At 44.9% G+C, this 20,739-nt stretch carries 16 protein-coding genes; 5 read left to right on the top strand and 11 right to left on the bottom strand.

Annotation, left to right across the window (positions count from 1 at the left end; all coding sequences use genetic code 11):
* Window positions 1-21: 21 nt before the first annotated feature.
* The gene (locus tag QUB63_RS02150) at window positions 22-1,968 is read left to right on the top strand and encodes a hypothetical protein (protein ID WP_332943123.1); all 1,947 of its coding nucleotides are present in this window, start codon (window positions 22-24) and stop codon (window positions 1,966-1,968) included.
* Between the two features lie 14 nt (window positions 1,969-1,982).
* Window positions 1,983-3,638, top strand: a complete 1,656-nt coding sequence (locus tag QUB63_RS02145; RefSeq protein WP_332943122.1) for a hypothetical protein — start codon at window positions 1,983-1,985, stop codon at window positions 3,636-3,638.
* Between the two features lie 254 nt (window positions 3,639-3,892).
* Here the strand turns inward: QUB63_RS02145 and QUB63_RS02140 are convergent, their stop codons facing one another.
* Window positions 3,893-5,044: an AAA family ATPase gene (locus QUB63_RS02140; RefSeq protein WP_332943121.1), complete on the bottom strand. Its 1,152-nt coding sequence runs from the start codon at window positions 5,042-5,044 to the stop codon at window positions 3,893-3,895.
* Between the two features lie 95 nt (window positions 5,045-5,139).
* The gene (locus QUB63_RS02135; RefSeq protein WP_332943120.1) at window positions 5,140-5,931 is read right to left on the bottom strand and encodes an RNA ligase family protein; all 792 of its coding nucleotides are present in this window, start codon (window positions 5,929-5,931) and stop codon (window positions 5,140-5,142) included.
* Between the two features lie 168 nt (window positions 5,932-6,099).
* Here QUB63_RS02135 and QUB63_RS02130 point away from each other — a divergent pair, with 168 nt between their 5' ends.
* Entirely contained in the window at window positions 6,100-6,969 is an 870-nt protein-coding gene (locus tag QUB63_RS02130; protein WP_332943119.1) for a prohibitin family protein, read from the top strand.
* A 236-nt stretch (window positions 6,970-7,205) separates the two neighbouring features.
* Window positions 7,206-7,625 carry a peptidylprolyl isomerase gene (locus QUB63_RS02125; RefSeq protein WP_332943118.1) on the top strand — a complete coding sequence of 140 codons (420 nt, stop codon included), beginning with the start codon at window positions 7,206-7,208 and terminating at the stop codon, window positions 7,623-7,625.
* Window positions 7,626-7,696: 71 nt separating this feature from the next.
* Here QUB63_RS02125 and QUB63_RS02120 read toward each other — a convergent pair whose 3' ends face one another.
* The 9 genes from QUB63_RS02120 to QUB63_RS02080 all read right to left on the bottom strand — a co-directional run bounded on the left by QUB63_RS02120 (window position 7,697) and on the right by QUB63_RS02080 (window position 18,935).
* Window positions 7,697-8,842: a restriction endonuclease gene (locus tag QUB63_RS02120; RefSeq protein WP_332943117.1), complete on the bottom strand. Its 1,146-nt coding sequence runs from the start codon at window positions 8,840-8,842 to the stop codon at window positions 7,697-7,699.
* Between the two features lie 4 nt (window positions 8,843-8,846).
* The gene (gene yhdJ / locus QUB63_RS02115; protein WP_332943116.1) at window positions 8,847-9,698 is read right to left on the bottom strand and encodes an adenine-specific DNA-methyltransferase; all 852 of its coding nucleotides are present in this window, start codon (window positions 9,696-9,698) and stop codon (window positions 8,847-8,849) included.
* A gap of 65 nt (window positions 9,699-9,763) precedes the next feature.
* Window positions 9,764-10,888 (bottom strand): THUMP domain-containing class I SAM-dependent RNA methyltransferase, encoded by a 1,125-nt coding sequence (locus QUB63_RS02110; RefSeq protein ID WP_332943265.1) that lies wholly within the window; start codon window positions 10,886-10,888, stop codon window positions 9,764-9,766.
* 232 nt (window positions 10,889-11,120) lie between these two features.
* Window positions 11,121-12,467, bottom strand: a complete 1,347-nt coding sequence (locus QUB63_RS02105; protein WP_332943115.1) for a TldD/PmbA family protein — start codon at window positions 12,465-12,467, stop codon at window positions 11,121-11,123.
* Window positions 12,468-12,730: 263 nt separating this feature from the next.
* Window positions 12,731-13,642: a beta-1,6-N-acetylglucosaminyltransferase gene (locus QUB63_RS02100; protein WP_332943114.1), complete on the bottom strand. Its 912-nt coding sequence runs from the start codon at window positions 13,640-13,642 to the stop codon at window positions 12,731-12,733.
* A 211-nt stretch (window positions 13,643-13,853) separates the two neighbouring features.
* The gene (locus QUB63_RS02095; protein WP_332943113.1) at window positions 13,854-14,456 is read right to left on the bottom strand and encodes a PmbA/TldA family metallopeptidase; all 603 of its coding nucleotides are present in this window, start codon (window positions 14,454-14,456) and stop codon (window positions 13,854-13,856) included.
* Between the two features lie 221 nt (window positions 14,457-14,677).
* Window positions 14,678-16,165 (bottom strand): TldD/PmbA family protein, encoded by a 1,488-nt coding sequence (locus QUB63_RS02090; protein ID WP_332943112.1) that lies wholly within the window; start codon window positions 16,163-16,165, stop codon window positions 14,678-14,680.
* Window positions 16,166-16,332: 167 nt separating this feature from the next.
* Window positions 16,333-17,637, bottom strand: a complete 1,305-nt coding sequence (locus QUB63_RS02085; protein ID WP_332943111.1) for an aspartate aminotransferase family protein — start codon at window positions 17,635-17,637, stop codon at window positions 16,333-16,335.
* A gap of 260 nt (window positions 17,638-17,897) precedes the next feature.
* Entirely contained in the window at window positions 17,898-18,935 is a 1,038-nt protein-coding gene (locus QUB63_RS02080; RefSeq protein WP_332943110.1) for an adenosine deaminase, read from the bottom strand.
* Between the two features lie 396 nt (window positions 18,936-19,331).
* Here QUB63_RS02080 and QUB63_RS02075 point away from each other — a divergent pair, with 396 nt between their 5' ends.
* A complete protein-coding gene (locus QUB63_RS02075; protein ID WP_332943109.1) occupies window positions 19,332-20,672 on the top strand; it encodes an adenylosuccinate synthase in 1,341 nt (446 codons plus the stop codon).
* Window positions 20,673-20,739: the final 67 nt, after the last annotated feature.

Here is a 20,739-nt window from a genome sequence, read left to right as displayed (position 1 = left end):
AAAATTACTATTAATTTGATTATGTCCCGATCGCTCACAGCATCTATTAACGGCATCAAACTCGCCAAGCAGAAATTGGAAAGCAGGCGCTTGTCGCAAGTTGCATTTGCGAAAGAATTGAAAATTTCCTTAAAAACTATCAACAAGTTTTTCACGGGAAAATCGGTCGATCGCAAATTTTTTGAAGAAATTTGCGAAGCGTTAAAATTGGAGTGGGAAGATGTCGTGTTTGAGACGGAAAGCGAGGAAGAAGAGAGAGAAAAGGGCGGTGGCGGGGAGATTTGGTCCCTGCAAGAGATAGTCAAACAAAATAGCGATCGGGCCAGAAAAGCCCTCGACCCTTACATCTTACCTCCGATCCGCCGCCAAAGTCTGTTGGAAAAATGCCTCAAACAAATTCGATCGGGCATCTGGGAAAACAAACGGCGCGTCATCCCGATTCTCGGCGCTGCGGGCTACGGAAAAAGCACGATTTTGGGAACAATCTACGACGAAATCAGGGCTGAAATTGCAGCAGCGGATGCGGGATGGCTGGCTTTGATTCGGTGCGACGATTTAATCGAATCTGCGGAAACCTTTGCTTTGGAAGTCGGGGAAAAAATCAGCGGCCAACGGCAGTCGATCGTGGAAGTTGCCAAACAGCTTACCGCAGAAATGGGGCGCGGCACAATCGCGATCGACACTTTGGATATCGTGCTCACAAAACCCCTAGTTCCCGTGTTGCGAAACGTCTTGCAGCAACTGTTAGAAACCGGGACTACCGTTGCCTTTACCTGCCGCGACACCGACTACAGCAACTTCTTTGAACCTTATCACGAAAGTTTTGCCGGCTTCCGAGAATGCGTGCAAGACGGATGCAGGATTACAGCTTTCAGCGAGGGGGAAGTCAGGGAAGCGGCGGCAGAGTTTGTGAAGCGGAAAGGAGAAAATTTACTGGTGGATGGGGAAGCTTTTGCCGATCGCATTATAGCCCTTTCCACCGACAGCGTTTCCCTGCAAGAAATCGTCCGCAATCCGTTACTGCTGGCTTTACTGTGCGACTTATTTACCGAATTGGAAAACGTGCCGGAAGATTTGACAGTCAGCCAACTCTACGGGGAATACTGGAATTGGAAAGTCTCGGCAGTACGCAGCAATTTGCAGCCGCAGCGCGCCAGCCTTGCTAAGGAAAAACTCTGCTTGAAAGTTGCGGAAATTATCTACAGCAATTCAGGAGAAAGGCTGCGAGATTTTATCTATGAAAGCAATTTAGAATTTAGCGAAACTGAATTTGAAGCTTATGCTTCTCTCAAAAGTGAAGGCGTTTTGAAAGACTTCGGCGGCAAGCGCATCGGATTTTTTCACCAAACTTTTTTAGAATATACTGTTGCCCGCTGGCTGAATTCAACCGAGTCGGGAGAAGCTGCAAAAAATCAGTTGAAAAGCGAGATGGTTTTTGCGGAATCCGAGTTTTCGCGTTACTACATCTGGCCGATTTTCCGGCAACTGCTAACTTTGATCGATTTAACAGAATTTTATCAAACAGAACGAGCTTTAAACAAACATAAAATCATGCCGTTTCGGGCAGTGGCTTTTGCCTCGATTTCCCGGAAAGAACCGGAATCGGCTGCGGTTTTGCTGCCGATGCTGGAGATTGCGATTTGCAACGGATATACTTTTCAAGAAACTTTGCTAGTGGCGGCTAATTCCGCACCGAAACGCCACAGCGAAACGGTTTGGGAAGTGGCTGTCAGACTTTTAGCAACTGTCAGCCAAGAATTGATTAATAAAGCGGCGGAAACTGTTGCGGAATTGCTGTTTCGTTTAAACGATGAAAGAAGTCAGCGATTTCAGGAAGCTGTAGATACTATTAAAAATTGCCATTATTTAAGAGATAATGTTAATGCCAGCAACAATCACCAAGTTTGGGGTAAATTTTTGGCAGTGTACTGCGATCGCGCTGGCAAAACCCCGAAACAATCGATTTAGAAATTTTAAGTTGCTTGAAAGATATCTATGTTACACTGGGAAGCAAAGCCCGATCGCTGGTTGTGGGGCTGTATCTCGCGCCGGGAATTCCAGAAACAGTAAAGCAAGAGTTTTTAACAGCCTTAATTTTTCAACCTCCCTCTCCTTCCTTCTTTGAAGGCGAAAATGCAACAAAACTTTTGCAGCAGTTATTGCCCAATTTAATTGTATCGCGAAATTCGGTGTTCGGCAAAAGTTGGTTTGAGGCGCTGCACGCGCCGATTCACCGAGATTGGATGGGAGTTGGCGCGACAGCAGTCAGCGAGGTAGCTAAGGGCGATTCCCTACGGGATAGCTGCGCTTCACGGGAATTTCTCAAAACAGTTTTGTCGCATTTGCTGCGGGAGAATTTCCCGGGAGAATCGGCGGATTTTAACCGCTGCAATCAGATGGCAATTAGCAAGGCAATTGCGGGAGGTTCGGGCGATTTAGTGGCTTTGCTGTTAGTGAAAATAGCGATCGAAACTATTCCCGCAAGCAAAATCAACTTGCTATCGAAATTGGTAAGCCAACTAACGGAAACATCGCCAGAAAATTGTCAAATCAGCCCGAAATTAAAGTTAGTTTTAGCGAATTGGGTTGTGCCAAAAATCAGTCAATATCCCGCTGAATTAATCCGCGTCATCGATGAGTTAGCAGTGAATTCTCCCGAAGTCCTGCATTTACAGGGGGAAGTTTTAAAACAGTTAATTTCCCAACTACCGCCAACTAAAATCGCTCCGATTATTAAAAAATTAAAACACGTTCCGCCTCAAATAGAAAGCTACCTGCAACAAACAGCAACTTCTAAAGAATCGAGAATTGCTTTATTAAAAGTTTACCGCAGACAAGCTGAAAATAATTCGCAGCCAGCCCTTGACAAAATCGTCGAATTATGTTTAGATGAATCCCGCGATGTCGCCCTCGATGCGTCATGGGCGGTGCTGGATTTAGCGGAACAGAAAAAGTTAATTGAGTGTAAGAAATTCATCCCAATTTTTGCTAAATCTCCGTTTGTTGGGGTGCGGCAAAATTGTTTGAAAGCGTATTTAGAAGTTATCGACTGCGGAGTTAGTGCAGATCCAAGCGAAATTACAGCTATTTTTGCAGCTTTAGAACAGGAAACGACGCCGGAAGTAATTCTGCTGATGTACAAATTAATCGACAGGGCGATCGCCATTCAAAAAACGGGCGATCGCCCTCTCAATACTGGCATAGCAGAAGCAGCTTTTAATTTAACTAACAGACTTGTCAAAATTGGCAATAAAAAAACCTTAGACATGACGGTAAAATCAGCTTTTTTGACGTTAGATCGGATGGCGCTGTTAGAAGATATGAAACTGATGGATAGCATCAAAGATTGCGGGCGATCGCTCTTGCGAACAGCGGACATCAGCGGTAAAATAGATAAGTCGATCGTCACGGGATTGTTGAGCAAATTAGCGAGATTTGATGCGGAATTTTTGGATAAAATAGCGAGGGAAGATATCACCGATTCGGATTGTCAAATGCCCGCAGACAATCAAGTAGCGGTAGCAGTGGCGATCGCCCACAGTCAAGGCCGAAATTCTGCGTTGCTGGATGAAATTTTAAATTGTCGCGGAATTTCAGCAGAAGTGAAAAGTCGAATTATTCGAGAAAGGGGCGGATGATATAGCAGATTGCAAGATCCCCGTAGGGACGCTCCAAGAGCCCATTGGTGTCAACTTAAGCCGAAAACCCGCCAGGGAATTCAGTCCGCCCGCCAGTCCGCCAGGGAATGAATTCCCTGTCTAATAGCTAAAGTCCTCGCTATGAGGACTAATGAGTTCTTCAGTCCTCATAGCGAGGACTTTAGCTTTGAGACAGGGGTTTCAACCCCTGTCGGACTATTGGTTCTACCTTAATTTGACACCAATGGCAGACTCTAGCCCGCAATTCGATCGACTTGATGCGCTTCTGTGATGTCTGGAATATCCAGCCGCGAAGCTAATTTGCGAATGACTGTTTCTGGTACTGCTGCGGGGCGCGATCGATTCCGCCGCAATACTTCCTCCAAAGGAACTTCCAGATAAACAATCCGAATTCGCGCTTGATAATCGGCAAAAAAATTAATTAATTGCTGGCGCATTTGTTTAGTTGTATTGGTAGCATTCCAGATAAAACAACGCCCCAATCTCATATATTCCCGCGCTCTATTTTTGGCTTCCATTATTACATTGCCGGGAGTTTCATCGGGAGGAACGTTCATCTCTTTTCGCAGCGCGTCCAAGGAAATTACCGGGCGATCGGGCAGATTTTCTTTAATCCAATAATCTTTACCGCTTCCCGGCAATCCCGACATCAAAATTACTTCGCATTGAGTATCGTCAAATGCTTCGTAATCGGGATTGCCGTTCTCTTTGCGGAAGTAGATAAATCGGCTGTGTGCTGAGGGAAATTGTCGGGGAGAATCCAAACAATTATTTTCTTGACAAAACTCCCGAAATAGTTGTATTTTATCCATAATTTCTTGTCTGTCAGCACACTCTCGCCCCCGCACGTCTGCTTCGGCTAAAAGTGCGAGGAAATCGCAGCGGACAACTTGACTGACTTTAATTACCGACTGCTGCGGATTGGGTTTTTCTAGCAGCCAGATGGGTAAACTGCCGAATTGGACGATCGCGCAAACAGTCTCCCGAATGCTAAACTGCACAGGCGGGTCAAATTGAGCTAAAATTTGTCTGACCATTCTGGCACCTTGACGGGCGTGACCTTTTGAGCTAATTCTGCCATCTTCTTCTATTTTTGTAAAGGCTGGTTTTGCGACATCGTGCAGCAAAGCGGCGGCAAAAAGTATCGATCGTTCTTTAACGGGAAGCTGCCGCCATTCTGGGGAAGATATTAAGGCTTCGCAGACCATTTTGGTGTGAATTAAGACATCTCCTTCAGCATGATAAATTGGGTCTTGCTGACATCCTTCTAAGTTTTGAATCCAATCAAAATGATTGTAAATGCTTTCCCAATCCAGGAACCAATCGGGGGGTTCCGGACAAAAGGGAAAAGTCCAAGTTGCGGATTGTGATAATAGAGCAGTCATGGTTTCACCTATTTGTTAATTTCTTAATTTCTTAGTCCGCGAAGGCGGACATTGTTTGACAAGAAGCGGTTGAAACCGCCGACTCTCATGATTTTTCAACTAAAATTAAATAAATCAGCACCCGGACGCAAAATATTAGGTACAATCGGGCGATTGAGCCAATGTCCCTCCGCATTTTTAATAGCAGTCAAAAAGCTAGCGCGCACGTACTTGTAACGCGCCTTGACAATTCCATCTGCTTCGATTTTAATATACAGACCCTCCATGCGATCGCTATTATCAGTCTCTTTCAAACAGCGCTCTTCATCCCATCCCAATTCCCGGCATTGCAAGCGCAACCGCTCCAAATGTCCCGGTTGAATAAAATTAGATTTATCCATCAACTGCATCATCTGCTGGGGCGATTTCAGCACCCCGGAAAACAGCACGGGAACTGACACTAACGGCAGTCCGCTTAACAACTGGCGGCGGGCTTCTGTACTCAAAAACTGACGGTTTTCTAAGTCCAGCACGTCGTATTCCATAAAATAGTGCGGCAGAAAATCGTAAAAAACAGTGTGTTTGGCATAAAGCCATTCTCCGTACAAAATATAACGATTTCCCAGCACTTTTCCCAGGGTTCCGCTGAGACTGAAAGCCCACTGTTTGAACAAGTTAAAATGTTTTTCTCTCGGCCCGCCGGTGAGATAGTGGCCGCGGCTTTGCAGCAGCATTTGCCCGTCTGAGGCGAAGCTGATGCCTGTATTAGCGCCGTCTACCTTTTCTTCTATAATTAGAGGGCGATCGCTCAGGGCGGTAAACGGCACGCTGTCGAGGTCTTCATCACCCGCCTGGAAACGCGAACCTTCGATGTGATAAGTTCTGGGATATTTAACAATCTCGACCATCGCGCTGTTACCTCATTCGTTTATCTATTATAACAATTCTATTTGAGTTGTGAATTGTATTTTTTAACGAACCGCGAAGACGCAAAGGGCGCGAAGGAAAGATAAAGAGAGGTTTGCAAATCATTTCGGAACGCTATATAATTGATTTATCACAAAGGAGCGTGTATTTTGAAAAGTCAAAGTTTCCAGAGCGTAACGTCAGCGCTCGCTGGGATTCTATTAGTAGTCGCGCTGCTCCTGGGCTTCAACTCTTTTGTTGTCATCAATCCCGGTGAAGCAGGGGTAGTCAGCATTTTAGGAAAAGCCACTGATGGAGCATTGTTAGAGGGATTTCACCTCAGACCCCCGCTGATATCCAAGGTTGATGTGTACGATGTAACAGTGCAAAAATTTGAAGTTCCCGCCCAGAGTGCTACTAAAGACCTTCAGGATTTAAACGCTAGTTTTGCCATCAATTTTCGCCTCGATCCTGCGAGAGTAGTTGATGTCAGAAGAACTCAAGGAACTTTGGAGAATATAGTCTCTAAAATTATTGCTCCCCAGACGCAAGAAGCATTTAAAACAGCGGCTGCACTGAGAACCGCCGAACAATCTATTACTCAAAGAAGTGAGCTGAAGCGAGACTTTGATACTGCACTGAAGGAACGGCTATCAAAGTATGATGTAATCGTGCTCGATACCAGCGTCGTCAACATTCGATTCTCGGCCGATTTTGCGAAGGCGGTTGAGGAAAAACAGGTAGCCGAACAGCGGGCGCAAAGGGCTGTTTATGTTGCTCAAGAAGCTGAACAACAGGCTCAAGCTGACATTAACCGCGCTCAAGGTAGGGCAGAAGCTCAAAGACTGTTGGCGGAAACTTTGAAGGCTCAAGGCGGCGAGTTAGTGCTGCAAAAAGAAGCGATCGAAGCTTGGAGAAGCGGCGGCGCTCAGATGCCAAAAGTGCTGGTTATGGGGAGCGGTTCGAGTCGGGTTCCTTTCATTTTTAATATGAACGATATTCAGGAAGAACACGATCGCCCAAACGTTACCAGCAATTAAAATAGGACTGACGCTAAGAAACCCGGTTTCTGGGAAAATATGGGCTTTGCTAACGAGAAATCTCGGCATCAAGCGGGTTTCTGGGGAAAGGGCGCATAAGTCTTATTAGAGTTGCCGGAGTATGCTACACTTCTGAAAGCCAAAATATAACGACAGCTTGAAACCTGTCGCTACAAAAGCAAAGTCCGCAATTAACACGCAGGCAGCACACTCATTTTAGGAAGCAAGGAGAAATTATGACCCGCGCTATTATGGAAACCGACAAAGGTACAATCAATTTGGAACTGTTCGATGCGGATGCGCCTAACACAGTGAAAAATTTTGTTGACTTGGCGGAAAAAGGTTTTTACGACGGACTATCGTTTCACCGAGTCATTCCTAACTTTATGATTCAAGGCGGCTGTCCGAAAGGTACTGGAACTGGCGGCCCCGGCTACAAAATCAAGTGCGAAATCAACTCGAACAAACATTTGGCAGGAACTTTATCGATGGCTCATGCAGGTAAAGATACGGGTGGTAGCCAATTCTTTATTTGCCATTCTCCCCAGTCTCATTTAGATGGAGTTCACACAACTTTTGGTAAAACTGAGGATATGTCTGTCGTCAATGCGATCCGCCAAGGCGACAAGATTGTTTCGGTCAAAATTGAGCATTAATTTTCAGTAATGAGTGGCGTTTGTAGTAAGGACTTTAGTCCTTATTGCAAACAATATCTGTTGAATTTGAATCATTCATCTTCGAGAGAAGTGTCTAACAGTTCAATTTCTAAATTTTCTTCCTCATCCTCATAATTAAATTCCAATCTGCTCTGCTTGATAATTTCATTTAATATATTATTTAAATACCCTTTGGCAACAGCTTCTTCAAATCTGTCTATCAGAATAGCAACATTGATTATTTCTTCTATACATTCCATATAACGCGACACGATCGCATTTATTGAATACTGTTTTCGAGCCTGCGCTTCAATTTTACGTCTAATCTCAATATCGGAATCTGAAGATTTAACTACAAATGTTATCGGATACCTTTCAATTTTATCAATGTCTAGGAAATATTTATTCATATCTACAGTTTCTGTTACCTGAAAAAAACGTCCTAGAGGCTTCATTACAAAATCAATTCCGCCATCATTTGCATTTGTCCGACCTGTTTTAAACAGTTGTAAATTTTCTTGCTGGAGCCTATCAAGCTCATAACCCCAATAGATATATATGTCACTATAGTAGTATTTTAAGATACTGTAGCTGACTATCTCGAATATTCTAGCATCTACAGTTGGTGCAACTATTTGTTTGATAAATTGTATTACTTGCTTCTGGGTCAATGCTTGAGCCTCTTTACAAAGTTGCAGAAACTTGTCAAAGCTATCTCTCTTAGCTTCAACGTAAGCATCAATGATGTGAATTACTGTTTCTGCTATATTATGTACATTTTCCTGAATTTTAACTTTTAATAAATTTTCGTTAAACCAATACCTGTTAGTTTTCGGATTTCTCAGAACTGGGATAAAGTCACAAGTAGGAAAATATCTTTTAAATTCTTCATTAAGCCTGTGGTTCAAAGCATGGTTTTGAAGCTTTTGTCCAAACGGTAATTCGCGCTGTCTCTTAAAAATATTTGTATAAACTGCACCTGCATAATCTGAATACATATCGCGTTGATGAAAACCTCTTAAAAAATAGTCTTCAACTAAAACATAGATAGCATATAAATTCGCAAAACTCCCTCTTGACTTTGAGCCTCTATTTGCAGATTTAGTTTTGATATTCAAATATTGAATTAGCTCGCTTCCTGTAAATATTTGCTCGCCAGACGCGCCCAAAATTTCGGCTAAAATTTGCTTAATTGTTTTAGTAAACTCGTGTTCCATTGAATCAAAATTGTAAGTTAAGTGTTAACTGTGTGGGTGAATTATCACCAGGATTTATTTCCGATATTGGCTGCTCTTTTTTGTCATTATAAGTAGCTTGTAACCTATTTAATCCTATTTCTACATACTTGTTTTGTAATTCTATTCCGATTGACTTTCTCTTAAGCTGTTTGGCAACAAATGATGTGGTAAAAGTCCCAGAAAATACGTCTAATACAAGGTCTCCCTCATTACTACTTGCTTTGACAATTCGTTCTAACAAAGATGTTGGTTTTTGGGTAGGGTGATCTTCATACTCAGGCATACGATATCTGACTCTGGGAAACTCCCATACATTACCTGGAACTTTTTGAGAATTATATACTGAGGGTGTAGACTTGCGGTAATCAATTAGTTTTCTGACTGAGCCGGTTTTTGCTTCAACCAAAATATCTGAGGAATTAAATGTATAATTTCGTTTGTCTTTGACACAATATAAAATTGGTTCGTACAGAGAACCGTAATATTTTTTTGCTTGTACGCCCGAACTGTCATAATACCACACTATTCGTGAAAGAATTGTCAAACGATCGCGCAAATATAAATCGAAGTAAGGCATACATTGAGTTGAAGCCATCAGATACAAGCTGCCGTTGTGCTTGAGCTTATCAATACATAAATTCAACCAGGTATAACTCCATTCTAAATAATCGCTCTCTGATTCCCACTTGTCTTTAAAACCATTGAAGTCTTTGCCAATATTATAGGGAGGATCGGCAAAAATCAAATCGACTGAGTTGTCTTTAATTTCATGAGAAAGGACTTCTAACACATCTCCCAATATGAGCTTGTGTCTGTCTACTTCAAAGATTTTCATTTTGCCTAACCTTTTCCAATCAATACGTCATTTGGTCCGCTAGAGTTGATATTTACTAGAACTCCTCAATACAGTTCATACTTGAGCAAAGTACAGGGAATCGAGCCATTGAAAACCGGAATTCGCTTCGATGTTCTGAGCCCAACTTTTTTAGCCAACTCCTTATTGCCAGTCAAAATAAACGCATTCCAACCTTTAAAACGCTGTTTGAAAATATCCCCCAACATCTTGTACAAATCTCCCAATTCGCTAGCATCTCCCAGCCGCTCTCCGTAGGGAGGATTGCAAATCAGAACGCCTCTGTCTGTCGGTGCTTCCAACTCGGATAACTCGGTATGAGCAAACTTGATTTTACCTGAAATACCTGCTTGTTGGGCGTTGGTGCGAGCTTGGTCTAACATATCAGAATCGCGATCGCACCCTGCGATCGTTTCTTTAAGTTCCGGCAATTCGCTGCTCTCTGCTTCGGTCCACAATTTATCCCACAAAGGTTCGTCAAAATCGCGCCAAGTCATAAATCCAAACTTTTCGCGAAACAATCCAGGCGCAATGTTCAAGGCCTTTAAAGTCGCTTCCAGGGGCAAAGTTCCCGAACCGCACATCGGGTCTAAAAATGGTAAATCTGGCGTCCATTCTGCCATCTCTAACAAAGCCGCAGCGAGGGTTTCTTTGAGCGGAGCCAGCCCCATTGCGGGGCGATATCCCCGCCGGTGCAAACTGCCGCCGGAACTGTCTAAGCTTAAAATAGCGCGGTCTCGATGGATGTGAAGGTTAATTAGTAAGTCGGGATTTTCGACATCAACATTGGAACGTTTGTTAAATTGCAGGCGCTGTTGGTCGGCGATCGCATTTTTGACCTGCAATGCTGTAAAGTGGGTGTGATTTAACTTTTCGTTGCCGCCGGTGCAGTTTACTGCTAAGGTATTGTGAGGCTCTAGGTATTCGTCCCAAGGAATTTTCTGCACTTCGCGGTAGAGCATATCCGAGTTGTAACACCGGAATTCGGCGATCGGCATTAGCACTCGAAAAATTGTTCTCGACCAAAGATTGACGCGGTACAATAAAGCGCGATCGCCCGCGAAGTAAACTCCTGTAAAATCGGGCTTGACATCCTCGGCCCCTAAACTTTCTAATTCTTGGGCGGCTATGGTTTCTAAACCGCGCGCAACAGTAGCAAAATATTGATTCATTGATAATTGGTAATTGGTAATTGGTAATTGGTAATTGGGCATTATTACTAACAACAGACCACAGACTGATGACTATAATAGCTGGTTTAAATCCTAACTCTCAAAATAAATACTCTACCTTCACGATAAATCACTCGCATTAATCTGGGTGGGGGCGGGTTTGAGAGATTGTTCTTTGTTGGCTGTGATTGTTTGTGAAACCCGCCCCTACAGATGGTTAGAAATGTGTGAGTTACAAACTGTCAGTAATACTCGTGAAATTAAAAGCTTTAACTCGCACTCCGGGCACGACACTACCGCCGTAACGTTTCACCTCGCTAACTGCATCCACATCGCGCAACATATCAGGTAAAACTTGATTGAAACGCATATTTTTAATCGGGTAAGCAATCTTACCATTTTCAATCCAGAAAGTACCGTCGCGAGTCATTCCCGTTACTTCCGATGTTTTGGGATTGACGTAGTTGACATACCAAGCTCGACTGACGAAAATTCCGCGCTCGGTTTGAGCGATTAAATCTGCTAAACTTTGGTCGGAACCTGTCATCACGATCGGGTAATAAGCACCTTTTGCCTCTTTACCTTTTTGTGCGGCCCAGTAGCGGGAATAAGATAAACTTTGAGGAACGCCATTTTTGATGATTTCCAAATAGCTATTGCTCAATCCGTCGCCGAAAAAAGTATTCGATCGCAGCAAAGGATGACTCGGATCGCGCTGTACCTGCACTAACGGGCTGAAAAGCTGTTCTCCTGCGCGGTTTCCGGCGGGTTTTCCGGCTGCATCCGCGATCGACATAAACGATCGCCCTTCATCCGCCGCCCGCGCATCCATACCCCAAGTTATCCACGGTAGCAAATCCGCAAACGCAGCGCCATCAAAGATTACAGGATACACGCCGGGAGTAATGGAGCGGGGGTTGCGGGATGCGAGGGCGCGATCGACAACTTGTGCTGCTAATTGAGATACTGGTAGTTCATTGATACCCCAAGCCGTGCTTTCCGTCCAGCTAGAACCGTCTCCAATGCGGGCTGTAAAGCCGAAATTCGCCTCTGTAGAAGAGTTGCAGGCGCGGAGTCCGGTTGACGAGGCGATCGCGTACAGCGAGGCTTCAGCGCTCAAAGTACCCGAAGCATCAGCGCCTTCCTGAGATGCGATCGCACAAGCTTGCCGCACCATTTCAGCGCGCGCTAGAGGCGATACAGCGGCCGTTGCTTCATCAAACGCGGGCAGGGGTAAATCGTAGGTTTGAGGGGGCAGCAAGGGCATCCATTCGGGGTCTGCGGGGGCAATTTGAGCTAGTTCTTCCGATCGTTTGACGGAGGAGGCGATCGCCTCTTCATCAAATTCGGTAACAGATGCAGAAGCGCTTTTATTGCCAAAATAGCTAGTAATGTTCAGGTTAAATACAGTCTTGCTAATATTTTGACTGATTTGATTTTCCGAGAATCTCGAAAGAGATTCTTCGCCAGTAGAGAGACTGACAAATACTGCCTCCGCTTCCGATTGTTTGACTACTTTTTCTAGTAAAGATAAGGCTTGGTCTTCACTTAAAATTGCGGGCGATGTTGTTAAAGTCATGATGGTAATCGCTAATTGGTAATTGCTAATTGGTAATTGCTAATTGGGCATAGGGAATTGGGAATTAATTATTTTTTACTAAAAACATAAAATTGACTGCTCACCATAGTAGCTGGTTTTAATCCTAAGTCTCAAAAAAAATAATCTAACTTAAGGCAAATGCCTTGGACAGACAAAATTTATAGGTTATAGGACAGCTTTGTTAGCAGATGAAGAGGATTTCTGACTCTTGGGGGTCACAGTCATCTGTTTGTGGAAAAATCCTATTTGCTCAATATCATTTCATCAATCATATCTAATATATCTGCGTCTACAGTCATATCAAACTTCCTGGCGAATAATTTGTCGGATTCCCTAATCTTTTCAAAATCCTTTTTCTCTAAATTCCTCGGATGGTATGCGTTAACATACGGCCAATCCATATATCTCAAGTCATCGTTAATTATTTTGTCCTTAAAAGGTGAATTTAAAATCAGCGTTTGGTAAAATATTTCATCTGCACAAGAAGTGTAATTAAAACGATTAACAAAGTTGGTGTTTTGCTTGACAAAATCATCGATCCATTTTACACATTCTCCTGTTAAACACCAATGAGCAGAACCTCCATAAAGAGGAAAGCTTTCAAAAAATTTCCGCTTTTTAGGTAAAGGCCAAATCAAAACTGAATATAATAGAGATGCAATAGGAGATTTAAATTCGCGCTTTACTGGAGGAATACAAAACAAATATATATCATTCCAACGGATGTGCCAATGTTCTACTCTTCTTAAGCCGGCAGCTCCCCATTTACTACCAGGTAGTGGAACATAGTCTATAAATTCTCTACCTTTATTCTCTTGCAAAAAACTCTGGATATGTTCATTTGATTTAATCAAATAGTCTTGACCAGATAAGTTCACAACATAATCAAAGTAGGTACCTGTTTCGACTATTGATTTAATCCCTTCAAGAGTAGCTTTTACAAGTTCAAAGCTTGCCCAGGCCGATCTGTATCTCTTTATAAAAGAGACATTGGGAAAATCCTTTAAGAGAGTAAATATCTGATGATAAATTGTATTATCTACTTTTTTATCTATATGTACAAAAAATGCAACATCATCTGTGTTCAGCTTAGAAATAAGACGCAGTAATTGTTCAGGATACTTATGTGCCACAACTATATATGCTATTTTCATAAAAAACTCCTCAGGAGGTAAGTAAATTTTTAGTTTGTGTTTTGTAAGGTGCTTCTTTAAAGCTAAACCAGATATTGTCACGATTGGGACGCATTGTCAACTAATCTGAAGTTGTTGTGCTTGTAAGCAAACGCCTCGACTCGTGGCGTGCGGGTGCGCCGATTCAACCTATAGCCCAACTCTGGCAGCACGTCCTAGAGGTCGCAGTCTTTCAAATCCTCCACCGTCGGCACCACGAAGGGAGAACGCCCCCCATCCAGCAATTGAGCTCACGCCTGTCTGCGTTAGACTGGCTGCAGGCGCGGAGTCCGGTTGACGAGGCGATCGCGTACAGTGAGGCTTCAGCGCTCAAAGTGCCCGAAGCATCAGCGCCTTCCTGGGATGCGATCGCACAAGCTTGGCGCACCATTTCGACCCGCGCTAAAGGCGGTGCAATTGCCGTTGCTGCGTCGAAGGCGGGGGCGGGCAAATCGTAGGTTTGAGGGGGCAACAATGGCATCCATTCGGGGTCTGCGGGGGCAATTCTGGCTAGTTCTTCCGATCGCTTGACTGCGGAGGCGATCGCATCTTCATCAAATTCTGTAACAGCAGCAGAAGCGCTTTTGTTGCCAAAATAGCTAGTAATGTTCAGGCTAAATACAGTCTTGCTAATATTTTGGCTGATTTGATTTTCCGAGAAACGGGAAAGAGATTCTTCGCCAGTAGAGAGACTGACAAATACTGCTTCCGCCGAGGATTTTTTAACTGTTGAATCTAGCAGAGATAATGCTCTGTCTTCGCTTAAGATTGCGGGCGATGTTGTTGTTGCAGTCATGATTTATAATCGGATGGTAATTTGTAACCGCAGATTTCCGGCAGATTGACGCAGATTAACGCAGATAATTTCAACAATTCAGAGCGAATCTTTTCTCTTTCGTCGGCGTCCGGCGGACATTGTTTGACAAGAAGCGGTTTCAACCGCCGAATCTTATACCGCCGAATCTTATACCGCCGACTCTTATCAAGAATACTCCTAATTTTCCCATTCCAAAAAAACTAAGCCCTTCCCCCAATTTGAATATCCCTGACTCGCACTGGAACACAAGCGTGAGTCATCTGAGCAACCTGCATCGGTTCACCCTTCCCGCACATATTAGTACCGCACTGAACCCGCTCCGAAGCAGGCCCGATCGCATCTACTTGATTCCAGAAATCAGTGCTCATCGAATGATAAGTTACATCCTTCCACATCCCGACAACTTTACCTTTTTCCACCTTCCAAAAAGCATCGCCGCCGAATTGAAAATTGCGCCGCTGCTGGTCGATTGAAAAACTGCCAGTACCGTCAATTAAAATCCCATCTTCCGTATCAGCAATCATCTGATCCAAAGTAGCAGTATGACTGCCGCCATCCGGGCCCGGTTCCAATCCCAAATTGGGAATTCTCACCATCGGTACGCTCGACCAACTGTCAGCGCAGGCAGAACCGTTGCTGCTACCGCGTCCGAGGCGATAAGCTGTTTCTCTGTCAGTGAGATAATCAACTAAAATTCCATCTTTGACAACGTACCAATCCTGCGATTTTACGCCCTCATCATCGTAACCCATTGTACCGCGGCCGTGGGGTTGAGTGCGATCGCACTTAAAATTCACCCAAGGAGCAGCGTATTGCAGCTTATTCAACTTATCGGTAGTAGCAAAACTCGTGCCAGCAAAATTAGACTCATAGCCGTAAACTCTGTCTAATTCCGTGGGATGTCCGACGGATTCGTGGATAGTCAGAAACAAATTTGTCGGCTTGAGAATCAGGGATTTGCAAATACCGGCAGGGACTTTGGGAGCGCTGACTTTCTCAATCGCTTCGGCTGCAACTCTGTCTATTTGACTAAGCAAATCATCGGGATTAATGTGTTCGTAACCGATATTTAGCGGCGGGCGTTCGTAACTGCGACTTTGAGCATCGCCGCCCGCAATTGCCGTGCAGCCAAAACCCGGATAGCTGCGGTAGATTGTTTGTTCGATTAGCGAGCCTTCTGTGGACGCAAAAACCTTGTCTTCGCGGTTAAAGGTCAAAAAAGAATATGCTTTTTTGATGCCTTGTGAATCGTGGGCTAGCAGGCGCTCGTTGATGGTTAATAGCAGTTCGGCTTTGTCAGCAACGGGTACAGAAAACGGGTCAATTGCGATCGGAGTAATGTAAGTATCGACATATTTTTCCACGGGTACTAAGCGCACCGGTTCCTTTTGAGTCAAGCGGCTGCCCTTAGCGATTTCAACAGCCAAACTGACAATTCTTGCAACTTCTGCGGGTGTTTTGCTGTGACTGGCGGCAAAGCCCCAAGCGCCGTCTCGCAGCACTCGCACGCCAAAACCGGAACTTACATTATCTGACAAATTGCTTAAAGATCGATCGCGCGCATACAAACTTTGCCTGCGGTAAGTGCAAAAACGGACATCACCGTATTCGCATCCAGATTTCTGAATTAACTCTACAGCCAAATTTGCCAACTCGTTAGCAGAGACTTTTGCGGTTAACAGTACCATAGTTATTCGTCGTTCGTCGTTGGTTATACATTATTATAACGCTGTTTAAGGATTTGAACGAACCGCGAAGACGCGAAGTGCGCGAAGGAAAGATATAGAGAGAGGTTTTCCCGATCTTCTTCTCTCTCTTCCTTCGCGTCCTTCGCGCCTTCGCGGTTCATTAAATCTTACTCCAATTCCTGCAAAACCGCAGTTAAGATTTCCAAAATGATCTCGATATGTTCCTTCTCAATAATCAGCGGAGGCGACAAAGCAATAATATCACCCGTAGTCCGAATTAGCAACCCTTTTTCAAAGCACTGCAAGAAACAATCAAAAGCCCGTTTCCCAGGCTTCCCCGGAATAGATTCCAACTCAATCCCCGCCACAAGTCCGAGATTCCGCACATCAATGACGTGGCGCACGCCCTTCAAAGAATGAACCGCATTTTCCCAATAATCAGCTATCTTATCTGCCCGTTCAAACAGCCTTTCTTCCTCATAAATATCCAGCGTCGCCAAAGCAGCAGCACAAGCCACAGGATGCCCGGAATAAGTATAACCGTGAAAAAGCTCGATCGCATTTTCGGGAGCATTCATAAAAGCATCGTAAATTCCCTCCTTCACAAACACCGCCCCCATCGGCACAGTACCGTTAGTTATCCCTTTCGCCGCCGTCACAATATCGGGAACCACCCCAAAATACTCAGTAGCAAAACTAGAGCCGAGCCGCCCGAATCCAGTAATTACCTCATCAAAAATCAGCAAAATTCCGTACTTGTCGCAAATCGCCCGCAGCCGCTCCAAATAACCTTGCGGCGGAATCAAAACTCCCGTAGAACCAGCAACAGGTTCCACAATTACCGCTGCAATATTAGACGCATCGTGCAAAGCGACAATCCGCTCCAATTCATCCGCCAAATGCGCTCCCCATTCCGGTTGTTTGCGGCTGAAAGCATTGTGTTCGAGACTGTGAGTGTGAGGTAAATGATCGACTCCCGTCAGCAAACTGCCGAAAAACTTGCGGTTTGTACCGATACCGCCGACAGAAATTCCGCCAAAACCAACGCCGTGATAGCCGCGTTCCCTACCGATCAATCTTTGGCGAGTTCCTTCACCTTTTACTCGGTGATAAGCAATCGCAATTTTTAAAGCAGTTTCTACAGATTCCGAACCCGAATTAGTAAAGAAAACGCGATCGAAATTGCCCGGAATCATCTTCACCAAACGTTCGGCTAATTCAAAAGCGCCCGGATGTCCCATCTGGAAAGCGGGAGAATAATCTAGAGTCGATACTTGCTTGTGAATTGCCTCGACAATTTGAGGGCGGCAGTGCCCTGCATTCACGCACCAAAGCCCCGCAATCCCGTCTAGAATTGAGCGGTTATCATCGGTTGTAAAGTGCATATCTTTTGCCGAAACCAACATCCGGGGATTGGCTTTAAACTGTCTGTTTGCCGTAAAGGGCATCCAGTAAGCGTCCATATTTGTCATGTTTTTTTATCCTTTTATCTTGATACTTTTGTCTCCAAACTATAACTTGTTACCGATTGCAGAACGACCGACACTTATTATAATTTTACAATTATTTTTTTTTAACAAACCGCGAAGACGCTCATAGCGCGAAGGAAGATAAGAAAGAGCTTTTTTCATTTTCAAGTCAAGTCTTTTCCTGAAAATATCTACCTATCTTCCTCTTTCTCTTCCTTCTCTTCCGTCGTGCCTTCTTGCTTTCGTTAAATAGATATTCTTTGCTAATTCACGATCGCACCAACCGACTCGTGCTGCAACAAACCAGTCAGCATTTTCACAGGCCTCTCCCCGTAGGGCCACGCAAAAGCATGGCGGAAAGCCGCATCTTGACACGCTTGCAACTGCCGAAAATCAATGATATCCAGAGTCAACAAATTCTCGTATTCAAAAGGCAGCCGCACGTTGTGCAATCCCGCGTTGTCGGTGCAGATGGCAATATCGACACCAGCTTCAAAACACCGATCGAACACAACCTTCAATTCGCCCATATCCTGCAACGTCCCCGTTTTGAGATAGGTAGTCGGGCAAACTTCCAAGCATTGACCCCTGCGCGCGACTTCTGGCAGCAGTTCGGGATATTTTAGGGGAATTTGAATCCCGTGGCCGATACGCATCAGATAGGGCAGAAGTTCGGGGTAACAGCCCGAGGTAGTTTCGTAGAGGTGGCCTGTCGTCTTAATGCCCATCGATCTGGCGTACTGGTACAATCCGACAAACTCATCCAAACGATCGCCAATAGCAGCATCGCCGCCCGCAAGATCGATCGCGCAAACATATTGTCCCATCTCGGCCGCCAAATCTACGATCGCCCGATTCACCTCATAAGGCAAACGCGAGTGCATGCACAAAATTTGGCTGGTAACGATCGGACAATCGCTAATTTGACTTGCCTTACCCACAACCTGTACAATTTCTGCCATCAAATCAATGCGTTCCGACTGAGACAAATGCTCTGGAGTCCGCAAATAAGGCGTATAGCGCAACTCCAAATAAGCCAGATTTTCAAACACGTAAGCGCCCCGCATCAACCGATAGATAAAATAAGGCAACGTCTCAACAGTTTGAACGCTTTCTACCAGCGTGTGCAGTTCCAAATACTCATTGAGAGTATTGCGGGGACGAGTGTAAAACTCCTCAAAAGCAGAGTATTGTTGAAAGCGATCGACCATCTCAGCATTATGGCGATCGAAATAGCGCCACAGAATCCGAGGAACCACAGAACCGCCCAAATGTCGGTGCAACTCAGCGTGTAAAGTCATGCGATTTTAGATTTTAGATTTTAGATTTTAGATTGAAAGAATTGAAGGATTGAAGGATTGAAGGATTGAAGAATTGAAGGATTGAAGAATTTGTAATTTAGTCCTAGACGCATCAGCGGCCAGAAACCTGGTTTTCCCAAATACTAGCCAACAACCTCCAGCAGGTAAACTGTTCCACATTTAAGCTGCGCATTGGATTCCCCTAAAAACTGATCAAATTCTCTCCCCCTCTCCCCCTCTCCCCCTCTCCCATTCTCCCCCGATCGTCCTGGGAGTCCTTTGTTGAGGGCAATACAGCCTCAAGTCTCTCAATTGTAACAAAAATATATTTGACATCCGGGACGCATTCGTAGATAATCGGAGTTTGTGTCAACCTGAACTGAACGCGAGAAACCCTTGGCTAACGTAGTTGTGATCGGCGCCCAGTGGGGCGATGAAGGAAAAGGCAAAATTACCGATTTGCTCAGCAAATCCGCAGATATCGTTGTCCGCTACCAAGGGGGCGTCAACGCCGGTCACACGGTGGTAGTCAACGGTCAGACTTTCAAGCTGCACTTAATTCCGTCGGGGATTCTCTACCCTGATACAGAGTGTATCATCGGCTGCGGCACGGTCATCGACCCTAAAGTTTTAATTGCAGAATTAGATCAGCTAGAAAAGCTGAATATTTCGACGGCTTCGCTGATGATTTCGCAGACTGCTCACGTGACGATGCCCTATCACCGATTAATTGATGTAGCATCGGAAACCCAGCGCGGAAATTATAAAATCGGGACGACGGGACGCGGCATCGGCCCGACTTACGCCGACAAATCCGAACGCACTGGCATTCGGATGCTCGATTTAATGGACTTGGAAGGGTTGCAAGAACAACTGGAATGGACGATCGAGCATAAAAACGTCATTCTGGAAAAACTCTACAATTTGCCGCCTCTGAATCCGCAAGAGGTAATTGATGAATATCGAGTTTATGCCGATCGTTTGCGCCCGCACGTAGTAGACAGTTCCCTGAAGATTTATGAGGCACTTCACAAGCGGAAAAATATTCTGTTTGAAGGCGCGCAAGGCACTTTATTAGACTTAGATCACGGTACTTATCCCTACGTTACTTCCAGCAATCCCATCGCAGGCGGTGCTTGTGTGGGAACGGGTGTCGGGCCAACCGCGATCGATCGCGTCATTGGCGTAGCAAAAGCCTACACAACCCGCGTCGGAGAAGGCCCCTTCCCAACCGAAATGGTCGATGGAATTGGCGCAGTTTTGGGCGAGAGAGGCGCAGAATTCGGCACAACAACCGGTCGCAAACGCCGCTGCGGTTGGTTCGACGCGGTAATCGGCCGCTACGCAGTCCGCATCAACGGCCTTGACTGTCTGGCAATTACCAAACTAGATGTTTTGGATGAATTAGAAGAAATAAAAGTTTGCGTTGCTTACGAAATTGACGGCTCTCGCTGCGTTGATTTCCCGAAAAGTTCCCGGATATTTGCTCGCTGTAAACCGATTTACGAAACCCTTCCCGGTTGGAAACGGTCCACGGAAGAGTGCCGCAATTTGGAAGATTTGCCGCCGCAAGCTTTGGATTATCTAAAGTTTTTGGCAGATTTGATGGAAGTGCCGATCGCGATCGTTTCTCTCGGTGCCAGCCGCGACCAAACTATTATTGTAGAAGACCCCATTCACGGCCCGAAACGCGCTTTGCTTTCGGCTGACGGTAGGCCTGTAGCTCCTCTATCCTAAGATTTTGAGTCATAAAACGTCAGACTGCTAGAAAGATCGTAGCTGAACCGATCTATTGCCAGCACTT

The organism is Microcoleus sp. ARI1-B5 (assembly GCF_036705795.1).
In the GTDB taxonomy this organism is placed as follows: domain Bacteria; phylum Cyanobacteriota; class Cyanobacteriia; order Cyanobacteriales; family Microcoleaceae; genus Microcoleus.
Note: the sequence above shows the minus strand (reverse complement) of the source record. Positions and strands in the feature narration are given on the sequence as shown.

Coding starts and splice junctions, on each gene's coding strand:
- QUB63_RS02150 (WP_332943123.1), top strand. CDS start 22: ATGTCCCGATCGCTCACAGCATCTATTAACGGCATCAAACTCGCCAAG.
- QUB63_RS02140 (WP_332943121.1), bottom strand. CDS start 5,044: ATGACTGCTCTATTATCACAATCCGCAACTTGGACTTTTCCCTTTTGT.
- QUB63_RS02135 (WP_332943120.1), bottom strand. CDS start 5,931: ATGGTCGAGATTGTTAAATATCCCAGAACTTATCACATCGAAGGTTCG.
- QUB63_RS02125 (WP_332943118.1), top strand. CDS start 7,206: ATGACCCGCGCTATTATGGAAACCGACAAAGGTACAATCAATTTGGAA.
- QUB63_RS02120 (WP_332943117.1), bottom strand. CDS start 8,842: ATGGAACACGAGTTTACTAAAACAATTAAGCAAATTTTAGCCGAAATT.
- yhdJ (WP_332943116.1), bottom strand. CDS start 9,698: ATGAAAATCTTTGAAGTAGACAGACACAAGCTCATATTGGGAGATGTG.
- QUB63_RS02110 (WP_332943265.1), bottom strand. CDS start 10,888: ATGAATCAATATTTTGCTACTGTTGCGCGCGGTTTAGAAACCATAGCC.
- QUB63_RS02105 (WP_332943115.1), bottom strand. CDS start 12,467: ATGACTTTAACAACATCGCCCGCAATTTTAAGTGAAGACCAAGCCTTA.
- QUB63_RS02100 (WP_332943114.1), bottom strand. CDS start 13,642: ATGAAAATAGCATATATAGTTGTGGCACATAAGTATCCTGAACAATTA.
- QUB63_RS02095 (WP_332943113.1), bottom strand. CDS start 14,456: ATGACTGCAACAACAACATCGCCCGCAATCTTAAGCGAAGACAGAGCA.
- QUB63_RS02090 (WP_332943112.1), bottom strand. CDS start 16,165: ATGGTACTGTTAACCGCAAAAGTCTCTGCTAACGAGTTGGCAAATTTG.
- QUB63_RS02085 (WP_332943111.1), bottom strand. CDS start 17,637: ATGACAAATATGGACGCTTACTGGATGCCCTTTACGGCAAACAGACAG.
- QUB63_RS02080 (WP_332943110.1), bottom strand. CDS start 18,935: ATGACTTTACACGCTGAGTTGCACCGACATTTGGGCGGTTCTGTGGTT.